This is a genomic window from Olsenella uli (assembly GCF_901212675.1).
GTDB lineage: Bacteria > Actinomycetota > Coriobacteriia > Coriobacteriales > Atopobiaceae > Parolsenella > Parolsenella uli_B.
In genome coordinates, this window is sequence record NZ_CAAKOQ010000049.1 from 73,839 (window position 1) to 88,297 (window position 14,459).

15 protein-coding genes are annotated in these 14,459 nt (G+C 67.7%); 14 read left to right on the top strand and 1 reads right to left on the bottom strand.

The features are described from left to right. Positions 1-68: 68 nt before the first annotated feature. Entirely contained in the window at positions 69-947 is an 879-nt protein-coding gene (gene rfbA, locus EFAMC1_RS08375; protein WP_154053829.1) for a glucose-1-phosphate thymidylyltransferase RfbA, read from the top strand. 203 nt (positions 948-1,150) lie between these two features. Here the strand turns inward: rfbA and EFAMC1_RS08380 are convergent, their stop codons facing one another. Next, positions 1,151-2,125 carry a diacylglycerol/lipid kinase family protein gene (locus EFAMC1_RS08380; protein ID WP_154053830.1) on the bottom strand — a complete coding sequence of 325 codons (975 nt, stop codon included), beginning with the start codon at positions 2,123-2,125 and terminating at the stop codon, positions 1,151-1,153. 155 nt (positions 2,126-2,280) lie between these two features. Here EFAMC1_RS08380 and rnd point away from each other — a divergent pair, with 155 nt between their 5' ends. The 13 genes from rnd to EFAMC1_RS08445 all read left to right on the top strand — a co-directional run bounded on the left by rnd (position 2,281) and on the right by EFAMC1_RS08445 (position 14,329). After that, positions 2,281-3,414, top strand: a complete 1,134-nt coding sequence (gene rnd / locus EFAMC1_RS08385) for a ribonuclease D (protein WP_154053831.1) — start codon at positions 2,281-2,283, stop codon at positions 3,412-3,414. A 114-nt stretch (positions 3,415-3,528) separates the two neighbouring features. Beyond that, positions 3,529-4,233, top strand: a complete 705-nt coding sequence (locus EFAMC1_RS08390) for a zinc metallopeptidase (protein ID WP_154053832.1) — start codon at positions 3,529-3,531, stop codon at positions 4,231-4,233. Then, a complete protein-coding gene (gene xseA, locus EFAMC1_RS08395; protein ID WP_154053833.1) occupies positions 4,233-5,684 on the top strand; it encodes an exodeoxyribonuclease VII large subunit in 1,452 nt (483 codons plus the stop codon). Before EFAMC1_RS08390 ends, xseA begins: the two co-directional genes overlap by 1 nt. A 38-nt stretch (positions 5,685-5,722) precedes the next feature. Further along, the gene (gene xseB, locus EFAMC1_RS08400) at positions 5,723-6,001 is read left to right on the top strand and encodes an exodeoxyribonuclease VII small subunit (protein ID WP_154053834.1); all 279 of its coding nucleotides are present in this window, start codon (positions 5,723-5,725) and stop codon (positions 5,999-6,001) included. A gap of 69 nt (positions 6,002-6,070) precedes the next feature. Then, the gene (locus EFAMC1_RS08405) at positions 6,071-6,424 is read left to right on the top strand and encodes a histidine triad nucleotide-binding protein (RefSeq protein ID WP_154053835.1); all 354 of its coding nucleotides are present in this window, start codon (positions 6,071-6,073) and stop codon (positions 6,422-6,424) included. A gap of 100 nt (positions 6,425-6,524) precedes the next feature. Further along, positions 6,525-6,953 (top strand): C-GCAxxG-C-C family protein, encoded by a 429-nt coding sequence (locus tag EFAMC1_RS08410; RefSeq protein WP_154053836.1) that lies wholly within the window; start codon positions 6,525-6,527, stop codon positions 6,951-6,953. Between the two features lie 212 nt (positions 6,954-7,165). Further along, positions 7,166-8,335 (top strand): acetate/propionate family kinase, encoded by a 1,170-nt coding sequence (locus EFAMC1_RS08415; RefSeq protein WP_154053837.1) that lies wholly within the window; start codon positions 7,166-7,168, stop codon positions 8,333-8,335. Between the two features lie 453 nt (positions 8,336-8,788). Further along, a complete protein-coding gene (locus EFAMC1_RS08420) occupies positions 8,789-9,772 on the top strand; it encodes a glutamate ABC transporter substrate-binding protein (protein WP_154053838.1) in 984 nt (327 codons plus the stop codon). Between the two features lie 120 nt (positions 9,773-9,892). Beyond that, positions 9,893-10,552: an amino acid ABC transporter permease gene (locus tag EFAMC1_RS08425; protein ID WP_154053839.1), complete on the top strand. Its 660-nt coding sequence runs from the start codon at positions 9,893-9,895 to the stop codon at positions 10,550-10,552. Next, entirely contained in the window at positions 10,549-11,379 is an 831-nt protein-coding gene (locus EFAMC1_RS08430; protein ID WP_154053840.1) for an amino acid ABC transporter permease, read from the top strand. The genes EFAMC1_RS08425 and EFAMC1_RS08430 overlap by 4 nt, the downstream gene beginning before the upstream one ends. Before the next feature lie 15 nt (positions 11,380-11,394). Beyond that, positions 11,395-12,156 (top strand): amino acid ABC transporter ATP-binding protein, encoded by a 762-nt coding sequence (locus EFAMC1_RS08435; protein WP_154053841.1) that lies wholly within the window; start codon positions 11,395-11,397, stop codon positions 12,154-12,156. Between the two features lie 138 nt (positions 12,157-12,294). After that, positions 12,295-13,056 (top strand): gamma-glutamyl-gamma-aminobutyrate hydrolase family protein, encoded by a 762-nt coding sequence (locus EFAMC1_RS08440; RefSeq protein ID WP_154053842.1) that lies wholly within the window; start codon positions 12,295-12,297, stop codon positions 13,054-13,056. Positions 13,057-13,348: 292 nt separating this feature from the next. Further along, on the top strand, positions 13,349-14,329 hold the full coding sequence (locus tag EFAMC1_RS08445; protein WP_154053843.1) for a type I phosphomannose isomerase catalytic subunit: 981 nt from the start codon (positions 13,349-13,351) through the stop codon (positions 14,327-14,329). The last annotated feature ends 130 nt before the right edge of the window (positions 14,330-14,459 follow it).

Below are 14,459 nucleotides of genomic sequence, written 5' to 3' on the forward strand. Positions count from 1 at the left end.
GCGCAAGCCCCGCGCCTGCGGGTATACTGGACAGAAGCGAAGGGCTACGACCGAGGAGGAGCATCTCTGTGAAAGGCATCGTCCTTGCCGGTGGTTTCGGCACCCACCTCTATCCCATGACGTTCTCGGGCTCCAAGCACCTGCTGCCCATCTATGACAAGCCGCTCGTCTACTACTCGCTCTCCACGCTCATGAAGGCCGACATCAGAGACGTCCTGTTCATCGTGAACCCGCAGGACATCAAGGCCTACGAGGCGCACTTCGGCGACGGCTCGCAGCTGGGCATGAACATCCAGTACAAGGCGCAGGAGAGCCGCGACGGTATTGCGCAGGCCTTCCTCATCGGCGAGGACTTCATCGACGGCGACCGCGTGGCGCTCATCCTGGCCGACAGCATCTTCAACGGCTCGGGCTTCGAGGGCAACCTCGCCGAGGCCACAGCCCGCAAGAAGGGCGCCACGGTCTTTGGCTACCAGGTCCGCCACCCCGAGCGCTTCGCCGTCATCGACTTCGGCGAGGACAAGAGGGTCACCCACATCGAGGAGAAGCCGGAGGAGGCCCGCACCAACTTCGTGGCCACCGGCCTGTACTTCTACGACGAGAAGGTCGTCGAGTACGCCAAGAAGCTCAAGCCGTCCGCCCGCGGCGAGCTCGAGATCACCGACCTCAACCAGATGTACCTCGACCACAAGCAGCTCTACACGAGCACCCTTCCCGAGGGCTTTGCGTGGTTCAGCCCGCGCACGGTCGACGACCTGTTCCACGCCGGCGAATTCGTGCGCGTGGTGCAGCAGTCCACGGGCACCAAGATCGCCTCGATCGAGGAGATCGCGTACCGCAAGGGCTGGATCGGCCGCGCGCAGCTGCTGTCGCTCGCTTCCAAGATCCACAAGACCGAGTACGGCAAGTATCTGGAGGGCATCGCGCTCTCGACGGCCGAGAAGTAGGTGCTGCCGGGGTAGATTTGCTGGTTCGGGCCGGCCCATTCGTCCGACGCTCGGGGTCACTTTCGCTTCGCGAAAGTCCCTAAGCCCCTCGCTTTCGGACGAATGGACCGGCCCTTGCGCTGGAAAGCTGGAGAGCTGGCCTGTTGGAGGCCGTCGAGACGCGTGGGGGGCCTCTGGGCTTCTGTGATGCTGGGGGCCTTCTCCTACTTGGGGAAGGCGAGCTCCTCGTCGACGGGGAACCTGGGGGTGGTGCGGGCGTTGGGGTCGCGGTAGCGGGAGAGGCCGTCTACCACGAGGTTGTTGGCGCCGGGCAGCACGCGGGCCTGCCAGCTGGCGACGGTGCCCTCGATGACGTCGCCGTCTATCTGCATGGGAATGTCGACCGACGCGCTCACGTGGATGTCGCGCCCGCGGAAGCTCTCGATGTGCGGGCGCCCGATGCCCTTGCCCTTGCGGTCTAAGATGCCCGCGAGGAACGGCCGCACGAGCTGCACGGCGTCACCCACCTCGAGCACGATGACGTCGAGCAGCCCGTCGTCCATGACGCAGCCGGGGATGATCTCGATGTCGCCCTGGATCATGGCGTTGTTGGCCACGATGCAGGCGATGCCGTCGCGCTCGACGCGCGTGCCGTCGATCTCGATGACGTAGTGGATCACGCGCGGGGTGGGGTCGGCGAGCGCGGCCATGAAGTAGGCGGCCTCGCCCATGGCACGCTTGTTGGGGGCCGCGGCGTTCATGAGCTCGGCGTCGTAGCCCGAGCCCGCCATGATCGAGAAGCCCCGCCTGTGCTGCTCGCCGTCCTTGGTGTGCCAGAGCATCTCGCCCAGGTCGCACCTCACGGTGTCGCCCCAGCGGCAGGCCCTCGCCAGGGCCGACGGCTCGGGGGAGTTGCCGATGTTGGCGAACAGCAGGTTTGCCGTGCCGGAGGGAAAGACGCAGGTGGTGACGGCGCGGTCGCGCAGGGCGTAGAGCAGGCTCGACACCGTGCCGTCGCCGCCCGAGAGCACCACCACGTCATAGTCCTCGGCGTCGGCGAGCGCCTCCTCGGCCACGAACCCGTCGCCCAGCTCGCGCAGCAGGCACTCGTCGCCCGCGTGGACGAGCTCTCGCTCGAAGGCGAAGACCGCGTCGGAGCCAAAGCCGCTCCTGGGGTTATGGACGATGAGGCAGCGCATGGTGTGCCCTTCCGTGTCTCGCGCGGCGCGAGGCGTTGCGCGACGTGCTGCTAGAATGGGTGGGCGCTGCGCCCGCGGGGGCGCGCGTAGTCTGTCATGGTAGCCGATTTCGCCGCGTGCGGGCCCAGTCCCACGCCGGCAAAAGGGGTCGTCTCTTGTTCATCTCCACCTCCGAGGAGCTCGCGCGCTTCTGCGAGCGCGCCTCCTCGTCCCGTGTCCTCGCCGTCGACACCGAGTTCCTCCGTGAGCGCACGTACCACCCGCGCCTGTGCCTCCTGCAGCTTGCCATCTCGCCCGACGACATCGCCGCCGTGGACCCCATCGCCATCAGGGACCTGAGCCCGGTGGCCAGGCTCTTCCAGGACCCCGCCATCACGAAGGTCATCCACGCCTGCTCGCAGGACCTCGAGGTCCTGGACGTGGCGCTGGGCTGCGTTCCCACGCCGCTCTTCGACACGCAGGTGGCCGCGGCCTTCCTCGGTCACCGCATGCAGCTGGGCTACGGGCCGCTCGTCGAGGCCTACACGGGCGTGCACCTCGCCAAGGCCGAGAGCCTCACCGACTGGTCGCGCCGGCCGCTCGACCCCGAGCAGCTCGACTACGCCGAGGACGACGTGCGCTACCTGCCGGGCATCTACGAGCGCATGGTCTCGCAGCTCGTCGAGCTCGACCGCATGTCGTGGGTGCTGCCCGAGATGCAGTCGCTCACCGCCCCCGAGCACTACCGCCACATCCCCGAGCGCGCCTACCTGCACCTCAAGCGCGTGGGCTCGCTCACGAGAAAGCAGCTCGCGGTGGCACGCGAGGCGTGCGCGTGGCGCGAGCGCGCGGCCCAGCGGCGAAACATCCCGCGCAAGTGGGTGCTCTCCGACGAGGTCATGCTCGAGCTCTGCCGCCGCTCGCCCACCGACGTGCAGCGCCTGAGGCGCATCCGCGGCACCGAGCAGCTCTCTGTGAGAGACGCCGACGCCCTGCTCCACGCGGTCACCCAGGGGCTCGCCTGCCCCGCGTCCAAGCTGCCGGGCGTGGCGCGGCGCTCCCGCCCCACGCCCGAGCAGGAGAGCGTGGTCGACCTCATGTACGCGATGCTGCGCATCGTGGCCGAGAAGAGCGGCGTCGCGGCCCAGCTCATCGCCTCGAGGGACGACCTGCTCGACCTCCTGTGCAAGCGCCCGCACGCCACCCTGGCCGAGGGCTGGCGCCACGAGCTTGCCGGCAGAAGGCTCGAGGGGCTGCTCTCGGGCGGCTGCGGCCTCACGGTCAAGGACGGGCGCGTCGAGATCCTCTGACGGCGCGCGGGGCGTCCCTCGGACTGGTGGTTCTGCGGGCCGCGGATACCACCCCGTTTTTTTGTCCGCTTATGGGTAGATACTCTTCCCAAAGAGGGAGCCAAGGAGGTACCCATGTACTACGGATACGGATTCGGCTGGGGGATGGACCCTGCCTACCTGCTGCTCGTCGTCATATCGCTCGTGCTGGGCATGGCCACGCAGGCCTATATCAAGCGCACCTACGCCACGTGGTCCAAGGTGCCGCTCGGCTCGGGCGCCACGGGTGCCGACATAGCCCGGCGCATGCTCGCCGACGAGCAGGTCACGGGCGTGCGCGTCGACGCGATCGCCGGCGAGCTCACCGACAACTTCGACCCACGCGCCAACGTCTTGCATCTCTCGCGCGCAAACCTCGAGGGCGGCTCGGTGGCAAGCGCCGCCGTGGCGTGCCACGAGGCAGGCCATGCCGTCCAGCATGCGCGCGGCTACCTGCCGGTGCGCATTCGCACGGCACTCGTGCCGGTGGTAAACTTCGCCTCCAACGCCTGGATGCTCGTGTTCTTCGCCGGCGTTTTCATGGGGCTCGCGGGCCTGCTCAAGCTCGCCGTCTTCCTGTTCGCGTTCTCCGTGGTCTTTCAGATCGTGACGCTGCCGGTCGAATTCGACGCGTCGCGGCGCGCCGTGGCCTACATCGAGCGCAGCGGCATGGGCGAGGTTGCGGTGCGCGGCGCCAAGAAGGTGCTCGTCGCCGCGGCGCTCACCTACGTGGCCGCGGCGCTCGTCTCCATCCTGCAGCTGCTCTACTACCTGAGCCGCACCGAGAGGAGGGACGACTGATGGCCTGGGGCTACCGCGAGACCGCGGGCGCCACGGACTTCGTGGTGGCGGCCGAGCGGCAGGGCTCAAAGGGCGACGTCCCGCTCTCCGTGAGCCAGGCCGTCGGCGCCGCGAAGGCGCGCGTGGGCGAGATTCCCGCGCTCTCCGTCACCGGCGAGGTCACGGGCTTCAGGGGTCCCAACGCGCGCTCGGGCCACTGCTACTTCCAGGTGAAGGACGACGCGGCGGCCATGGACGTCATCGTGTGGCGCGGCGTCTACCAGTCGAGCGGCGTACAGCTGAGGGACGGCCTGCAGATTCAGCTCGCCGGCAAGTTCGACGTGTACGTGGGCTCGGGGCGCCTCTCGTTCATCGCCAAGCGCGTCTCGGTGGCGGGGGAGGGCCTGCTTCGCCAGCAGGTGGCTGAGCTCGCCCGCAGGCTCGAGGCCGAGGGCCTCATGGCGCCCGAGCGCAAGCGGCACATCCCGCGCTTCTGCACGCGGGTGGCCGTGGTCACGAGCCTCTCGGGCTCTGTCATCGACGACGTGAGGCGCACGCTGCGCCGCAGGAACCCCCTGGTTGAGCTTCAGATGGTCGGCTGCCAGGTGCAGGGCCCCGGGGCGCCCGCCACCATCGAGCGCGCGCTTGCCGTGGCGGCCGCGGCAAGGCCCGACGCCATCCTGCTCGTGCGCGGCGGAGGCTCGTTCGAGGACCTCATGACCTTCAACGACGAGGGGCTCGCGCGCGCCGTGGCCGCCTGTCCCGTGCCCGTCATCACGGGCATCGGGCACGAGCCCGACACCTGCATCTGCGACATGGTGGCAGACCGGCGCACGTCCACGCCCACGGCCGCGGCCGAGAGCGTGGCGCCCGCCCTGGACGAGATCGTGGCCTCCATCGAGGACCGCCGCGTTCGGCTCGGTCGCACCATGGCGGCCCGGCTCGACCGCGAGGGGCAGGCGCTCGAGCGCGAGGCCGCCCTCGCCGCGCGCTCCATGCGCGCGCTCATCGACGCCGACCGCGTGCGCGTCGAGTCGCTCGCGCGTCACCGCTGCCTCACCGACCTGAGCTCCATCGTGGACGACCGCGTGGTCGCGCTCATGCAGGTCGAACAGCGCCTCGTCGACGCCATCCCGCGCTCGCTCGCCCAGAGGGACCAGACGCTCCGGCAGATGGCGACGCGGCTCGAGTCCGCGGCGCAGCGCATCGTGCGCCCGCACGAGGCCGCGGTCGCGAGCCTCGCCGCCACGCTCGACGCGCTCTCGCCGCTCAAGGTGCTCGGCCGCGGCTACGCCATCGCACGCACGGCGAAGGGGCACGTCGTCACCTCGGCCGCGAGCCTCAAGGCGGGAGACGGCGTGAGCGTGCTTCTGGGCTCGGGCTCGTTCGACGCCACGGTCTCGGCCACGCACCCGGCCGGGGCCGGGCGCGAGTCGGGAGACGCCGTGGGCACGACGGGGACGACCAAGTAGAATCGACTGTGCCGCTCATGCGGCGGAGAGGGGTACCCATGGCACTCGAGAACGACACCAGGCCCATCGACGAGCTCACCTTCAAGGAGGCGTCCGTCGAGCTCGAGCAGGTCGTGCGCTCGCTCGAGGGCGGCGACCTCGAGCTCGAGGACGCGCTCGCGCGCTATGCTCGCGGCGTCGAGCTCCTGAGGAGCCTGCGCGAGCGGCTCAGCAAGGCCGAGCAGAGGGTGCAGGTCCTGCTCGACGCCACTGATGCCGACGTTACGCCCGACACCACGGCCGCACCCTCGACCGCGTTCATCGACGACAAGGAGTAGCTGGCGGCACCCGCTTGGCCCGGCTTGCCCGTGGCCGCCCAGGGAGTCGCCCGAAGACAGGGAGAGACCATGTCCGACTGCATCTTCTGCAAGATCGCCAACCACGAGATCCCGTCCACCGTCGTCTTCGAGGACGAGCAGGTCATCGCCTTCCGCGACCTCGACCCGCAGGCCCCCACGCACGTGCTCGTGATTCCCAAGCGCCACTACGCCACCATCGCCGACGACGTGCCGGCCGAGACGCTCGCCGCGATGGCCAACGCCATCAAGGAGGTCACCAAGGCCGAGGGCATCGACGAGAGCGGCTTCCGCGTCATCACCAACGCCGGTCCCGACGCGGGTCAGACGGTGTACCATTTCCACATGCACGTCCTGGGCGGCAAGAACCTGGGCATGGGCCTGCTTCCGGCCGACGCCCAGTAGGCCTCGCACGCAGGGGATTGCTGGAGGCAGTGCGGGCGCACGGGGAGAGACGCCCGCGCCGAGACGGGCGCCGCCGGCGACCGTGAGGGGAGGGTTACGCGTGGAGTCACGCATCGAGGCCGCCGACGAGCGGCACAGGAGGGGTTACAACTGCGCGCAGGCCGTGGCCTGCACCTACGCCGACCTCGTGGGCGTGAGTGAGCGCGAGGCGTTTTGCTCCACCGAGGGGTTCGGTCTCGGCATGGGCGGCATGCAGGGCACCTGCGGCGCGCTCACGGGGGCGTGCTACCTGGCGGGCCTCGCCGCGAGCGACCCGGACGCCCCGGCTCCCGGCACCAAGCGCGAGACCTATGCCCTCTCGCGCGAGATGCTCGAGGGCTTCCTGAGGCAGAACGGTTCGGTCACCTGTCGCGAGCTCAAGGGCGTCGGCACCGACCACGGGCCCCTCCGCCCCTGCCCCGGCTGCATCGCCGACGCCTGCAACCTCGTGGAGACCGTCCTCTTCAAGGACAGCTTCCCCAACCCCTAAGCCCCCGCCGCCAGCTCCCGTGCCAAATCGACGGGCGTCCACCTGGAAATGGTCTACAGTCGGGGGCCTGGCATGTTTGTGCCGAGCGAGTTCCGCAATGAAATGAGGACTGTTTGAGCTCGGCACAAACATGCCGGGTCCACCCCTTTCATGTCGCGCTATTATGGTCAAGTCGGCTTTTTCGCCCGTCGTCATTTGGAGGAGCAACTCACATGAACGTTCTCGTCATCAACGCCGGCAGCTCGTCGCTCAAGTACCAGCTGCTCAACGTCGACACCCGCGAGGTCTTCGCTAAGGGCAACTGCGAGCGCATCGGCATCTCTGGCTCCTTCGTGGGTCACAGCGAGATGGGTGGCGAGAAGGTCGAGACCAAGGTCGCCTTCCCGACGCACAAGGAGGCCATCGACTGGGTCCTCGACAACCTCAAGAGCCTGAACCTCCAGATTGACGGCATCGGCCACCGCGTGGTCCAGGGCGGCTGGTACTTCCCCGAGTCCGCCGTGGTCGACGACGACGTGCTCGCCAAGGTCCGTGAGGTCGCCCCGCTGGCGCCGCTGCACAACCCCTGCGAGGCCGACGTCATCGACCTGTGCCGCAAGGCCATGCCCGAGGTTGGCAACGTCATCGTGTGCGACACCTCCTTCCATTACAACATGCCGGCCGAGGCCCACACCTACGCCCTGCCGCGCGACGTCGTGGACGAGCTCCACATCCGCAAGTACGGCGCCCACGGCACGAGCCACCGCTTCATCTGGCGCACCGTCCACGGGCTCTATCCCGAGACCCACAAGCTCGTGAGCCTGCACCTGGGCTCCGGCGCCTCGCTCTGCGCCATCGAGGACGGCGCCTGCAAGGACACCACCATGGGCCTCACGCCGCTCGACGGCCTCATCATGGGCACTCGCTGCGGCACCATCGACCCGGCCACCGTCTTCTACCTCTCTCGCGAGGGCGGCTACACCATCGACCAGATCGACACGATGATGAACAAGAAGTCGGGCCTCGCCGGCATCACCGGCGGCAAGTCCGACATGCGTGACGTCGAGGCCGGCGCCGAGGCGGGCGACGAGAGCTGCAAGCTCGCCATCGACATGTGGTCCTACCGCGTCGCCTCCCAGTTCGCCACCATGGTCCAGTCCATGCAGGGCGTCGACACCATCGCCTTCACGGCCGGAGTGGGCGAGAACTCCGCCGAGATGCGCGCCGAGGTCGTCAAGCGCCTCGAGTGGATGGGCATCAAGATCGACGACGCCAAGAACGCCGTGCGCTCCGGCGACCCGCGTGACGTCTCCGCGGCCGACTCCAAGGTCCGCGTGCTCGTGGTTCCCACCAACGAGGAGCTCATGATCGCGCTTGACGTCAAGGAGCTGCTCGGCAAGTAGTCGGGTTTCGGTATCGCCTGCGCACGGCCGCGCTTGGGGGAGCGCCGGCCGCGGCGGGTGACGTCACCCATGACAGAGCGCTGTGCCCGGAGGGGTGGTGGCTTCGTGCCGCCGCCCCTCCTTCGTATGGGGCGGGGAGTCCCATGGGTCCCGTGGCGGGGAGTCCTGCGGGGTCTCGTGGTGGAGGGGAGCACTGCGGGTGGCGCTCAAGGACGGCGTCGCCCAGTGGCGGGGAGTCCCGCGAGCAGCATGGACGGTCGCCTCCCCTCTGGCCCGCCCCAGCCCCATGCCATCCCAAACATGGGCCCATCCCGTTACCAGCCGGAAACCTTCTCTCTGTAAGCTAACCTTGACTTTACAAAGGGAGACGCTAAATTACCTACTAACCCACTAGGAAATACTGGTTAAGGGTATACTGCCCTACGTCATACGCTCTACAGAGAGGAAGTTCCCATGAGCAAGCTCCTTAAGAAGCCCGTCTCGCGTCGCACCGCCGTCATCGCCGGCGCCGGCGTCCTCGCATCGCTCGGCCTGGTCGCCTGCGGCTCGTCCGAGGCCCCCACGCCCGCGGCTGACAGCTCCGCCGCTACCACGGCTGCCGTCGACGACTCCGTCAAGATCGACAAGTCCGCCTTCGACGCGCTCGTGAAGGCCGGCCCCGTCGCCGACGACGCCACCATCGCCGCCAGCCAGTGGGCCACCAAGGTCAAGGGCGAGGGCAAGCTGCGCGTCGGCGGCGTGCAGACCTCCACGCTGTTCAGCCTCCTCGACGAGACCGACGGCAAGGTCCGCGGCTTCGACGCCGGCCTCTCCCAGCTCGTGAGCCGCTACATCCTGGGCGACGTCAACGTCGAGCTCACGCAAGTCACCTCCGACACGCGCGAGTCTGTGCTCCAGAACGACCAGGTCGACTCGGTCTTCGGCACCTACTCCATCAACGACAAGCGCAAGCAGGTCGTGTCCTTCGCCGGTCCGTACTACTACACGCGGCAGTCCATCCTGGTGCTCGCCGACAACACCGACATCAACGGCCCCGATGACCTCAAGGGCAAGAACGTCGCCGTCCAGTCCGGCTCCACCGGCCCCGACATCGTGAAGCAGGTCGCCCCCGAGGCCACCCAGCAGGAGTTCAAGACCGACGAGGAGGCCCGTCAGGCACTCCAGCAGGGCCGCGTCGACGCCTACGTCATCGATACCAACATGCAGCTCGGCTCGATGACCAAGAACCCGGGCAAGTACCGCCTCGCCGGCGACCCGTTCGGCCCCACCGACAACTACGGCATCGGCCTTCCCAAGGACTCCGACGGCGTCGCCTTCGTCAACGACTTCCTCAAGAAGATCGAGGACGACGGCACCTGGGCCAAGCTCTGGAAGATCTGCATCGGCGACCGCGCCGGCATCGACACCGTTCCCGAGCCGCCCGCGATTGGCGCCTAGTCACTGGCCTGAGCGCCTGACGGTGGCCGTACCTGCGACTTCGCGAGCCGGCCATCGAGCATGAAAAGCCCGTTCGCGTGGGGTCTCGCTTGCGGGACCCCACGTGCATGAGGAGGTCGAATGGGGCTCTCCGAGTTACTCGCAAAATATGGGCAGACCTACCTTGACGGTCTGTTCACCACGTGGGGCCTGACCATCGTGTCGTTCGTCTTCGTGATGGCCCTCGCGGTGCTCGTCACCGTGATGCGCGTCTCGCCCTTCAAGCCGCTGCGTGCGGTGGGTGACCTCTACGTGCAGGTCTTCCGCAACATCCCGGGCATCGCCCTGCTCATCATCGTGGTTTATGCGCTGCCGATGCTCAAGCTCGTGCTTGACTACCGCACCTGCGTCATCGTGACCACGGTCCTTCTGGGCTCGTCCTTCGGCTCGGAGAACTTCATGACGGGCATCAACACCATCCAGGTGGGGCAGATTGAGGCGGCCCGCTCGCTGGGCCTCTCCTTTGGCAAGATCCTGCGCCGCATCGTGGTGCCCCAGGCGCTGCGCACGACGGTGCTTCCCTTCACCAACCTGTTCATCGCCGTCATGCTCACCACGGCCCTGGGCTCGCAGGTCCCGCTCAAGCCCCTCGAGCTCACGGGTGTCGTCAACTACGTCAACGGCCAGGACCTCGGCGGCGTGCTCGCCTTCCTCATCTCGGCCGTCGGCTATGTGGGCACGGCCTTCGCGATCGGCCTCGTGGGCAACCACATAGACAAGAAGGTGAGGATCCTCCGATGAGCGCACCTTCCGCACCCCGCACCATCCGCGACGCCCTCTACGAGGCGCCCGGCCCCAGGACGCACCGCCGCATGGTAGTGGGCACGATTGTCTCGGCCCTCGTCGTGCTGTGGCTCGTCTACCTCGTGTGGCACCAGTTCTACGTGACCGGCCAGTTTGCCCCGCGCTACTGGAGCTTCTTCGCGCAGTGGCCCACGTGGCGCTTTCTCATCGACGGCTTCCGCGGCACCATCGCCGTAGCCGTCACGGCGGGCGTCATCTCGCTCGTGCTCGGCATGCTGCTCATGCTTGGCCGCGTGAGCGAGAACCGCGCCCTCTCGGCCGCGTGCCGCGTTGTCATCGACTTCTTCCGTGGCGTCCCGAGCCTTCTGCTCATCTACTTCTTCTTCCTCATCGTGCCGCAGTACGGCATCAGGATGCCGTCGTTCTGGATGCTCACGCTGCCGGTGGCGCTCGCCGCGGCCGGCGTGCTCGCCGAGGTCTTCCGCGCGGGCGTGAACGCCGTGCCCAAGGGCCAGGTCGAGGCCGCCTGCTCGTTGGGCCTCACGCGCGGCAAGGTCATGCGGCGCATCGTCTTGCCGCAGGCCATCCACTACGTGATCCCGTCGCTCATCTCGCAGCTCGTCGTGGTGGTCAAGGACACCACGGTGGCCTACGTGGTGAGCTACCCCGACCTCATGCAGAACGCCCGCGTGCTCATCACGAGCTACGACTCGCTCGTGTCGGTGTACCTTGTCGTCGCCATCATCTACATCCTGATCAACTACGCCATCAACCAGGCGTCTGCGTACGTGTCTCGGCGCATGGGCGTCAAGATCATCCGCTAGGCCGGGAGGAACCTCATGAGTGCAACCAAAGCCAGCGCGCCCACGCCCGTCATCAAGCTGCGCCACGTCGAGAAGCACTTCGGTAGCCTGCACGTGCTCAAGGACATCAATCTCGAAGTCGACAAGGGCGAGGTGCTCGTCATCATCGGGCCTTCGGGCTCGGGCAAGTCGACGCTGTGCCGCACCATCAACCGCCTCGAGACCATCGACTCGGGCGACATCCTCATCGAGGGCAAGCCGCTGCCGCAGGAGGGCAAGGAGCTTGCCGGCATGCGCTCCGAGCTGGGCATGGTGTTCCAGCAGTTCAACCTGTTCAGCCACATGACCATCCTCGAGAACGTGACGCTGGGCCCCACCGAGGTGCTGGGCGTGTCCAAGGAGGAGGCCAAGAGGACGGCCATGGAGCTGCTCGGGCGTGTAGGCGTGGCCGAGCAGGCGGGCAAGGTGCCCGCCCAGCTCTCCGGCGGCCAGCAGCAGCGCGTGGCCATCGCCCGCTCGCTTGCCATGCACCCCAAGGCCATGCTCTTCGACGAGCCCACGAGCGCGCTTGACCCCGAGATGATCAACGAGGTGCTCGACGTCATGGTGGGCCTGGCCAAGCAGGGCATGACCATGGTCGTGGTGACCCACGAGATGAACTTCGCGCGTCGCGTTGCCGACCGCGTGGTCTTCATGGCCGACGGCCAGATCCTCGAGCAGGGTGCGCCCGACGAGTTCTTCGACCATCCCCGGACCGCGCGCGCCAAGGAGTTCCTGGACTCCATCAGGGGGCACTAGGGCTTCGGCCCGGGCTGTCGCGCCCGGCGCCAACTGTTACGAGTCTCTGTCGAGAGACAACGTTTGCATGTGGTTATGGCACACTAGTCTGCCGGTTGCGCCAGCCGGCAGACTTCGTCATCTTTGGAGGCCTCTTTCATGTCCGTCAGCTCTGTCTCGCACGCCCGTCCGCTCATCGGCATCGCACCGCGCTGGGGGCACAAGACCGGGGGCCTGGCAGACTTCGAGAGACTCTCGCCGGAGGAGACCATCGCCCACTGCTTCACCGAGGGCATCATCGACGCGGGGGGCATGCCCGTGCTGCTGCCGCTCACGGAGGATGAGTCGGTCATCGACGACGCCGTGGCGATGTGCGACGGCTTTGCGGTGCCGGGCGGCCAGGACGTCGACCCGGCGCGTTGGGGCGTCGAGGGCTATGACCCCAAGCTCCTCTGCCCGGAGCGCGATGCCTTCGAGTTTGCGCTCGTCAAGCGTGTGCTGGCGGCGGACAAGCCGCTCTTCACGACGTGCCGCGGCACCCAGCTCCTGAACGTCGCCTGTGGCGGCACGCTCTGCATGGACGTGCCGAGCCTGGGTGCGCCCGAGGGCATGACGCAGTGGCGCCACACCGGCATCCTCACCACGCCGGCGCACCCGGTGAACGTCGGGGAGGGGTCGCTGCTCTCGCGCTGCGTGGGCGGCGCGGCCCAGATCCAGGTGAACTCGGCGCATCACTGCTGCGTGGGGCGCCTCGGCGAGGGCGTGCGGCTCACGGGCATGGCGACCGACGGCGTGCCCGAGGCCATCGAGCTGCCGGACAAGCGCTTCTGCCTGGGCGTGCAGTGGCACCCCGAGTACACCTGGCCCGTCCTCGAGAGCGACCGCGGCCTGTGGCGCGCCTTCGTGGACGCCTGCCGGTAGGGGACTCCCGCTCGCAAGGCCCGTTTTGCATGGGGATACATGAGCCTTCCGCAGTCACCGATGCCTTCGCGGTTTTGGCCTTTGGCTTCGCGTTTTTTTGGCGCTTGGCGGGTGCTGGCCTCTCGTCAACGCATGGGACGCCGCCCATTGGCGATGGCGTGCATCGGACAAGGAGAGGCCTTGCGAACAAAACCGGTTTATGTTCATCTGCGAGTTGCTGCAACGGCACGCTAAACTAGCAAGCGGTAACGAGGACGCATCCGTTCGGCGTGGCCTGTGGCCCATACGGGCCATGGGGCTGCCGCCCGGCGGTGCACCCATACGAGAAGGGATTCCCGTGGCTCAGGACCTCATCTTCACCAGGCCCATCTTCCATGACAAGATCTGGGGCGGCCGCCGCCTCGAGACGGTCTTCCACTACGACATCCCCGACGGCAAGATTGGCGAGTGCTGGGCCATCGGCGCCCACCCGCACGGCGACTGCCTCATCGAGGAGGGACCCTACGCCGGCTCCACGCTCTCGCAGCTCTGGGACGAGCACCACGAGCTCTTTGGCGATGCCAAGGGCGACCGCTTCCCACTGCTCATCAAGATCCTCGACGCCGACGGCGACCTCTCCATCCAGGTCCACCCCGACGACGAGTACGCGCGCGTGCACGAGAACGGCAGCCTGGGCAAGAAGGAGTGCTGGTACGTGCTCGACTGCGAGCCCAACGCCACCATCATCATCGGCCAGAAGGCCAAGAACCGCGAGGAGTTCGCCGGGCTCGTCAAGGAGGGCCGCTGGGGCGACCTCCTGAACGAGGTGCCCATCCACAAGGGCGACTTCTTCCAGATCAACCCGGGCACGCTCCACGCCATCAAGGCCGGCACGCTCGTGCTCGAGACCCAGCAGTCGAGCGACGTCACCTATCGCGTCTACGACTACGACCGCAAGGGTGCCGACGGCAAGCCGCGCGAGCTGCACCTCAAGCAGAGCCTCGACTGCATCGACTACGACATGGTGGCACCCACGAGCGGCACGGTCACGACGCCCGAGGTCGACGGCGTGACGCTGCTCAACAGCAACGACCGCTACACCGTGGAGCGCGTGCGCGTCGGGGGCTCCAAGACCCTGCCGCAGGACCACGACTTCATGTGCGTGAGCGTCATCGAGGGGTCGGGCTCGGTGAACGGCCGCGAGCTGCACAAGGGCTCGCACTTCGTGGCGCCGGCCGAGAGCGGCGACCTGGCGTTCGAGGGGGATATGGCCCTAATCTGCTCCTGGGTGTAGGCGGTCTGAACAGGGACGGGCGGCCCCGGTGGCCTTGCTCTGGGCTCAAACAGTCCTCGGCGCGCCTTGCGCGCCTGTGGAACTCGCCCAGAGCAAGGCCGCCGGGGCCTTTCCTGTTGAGGGCTCATCG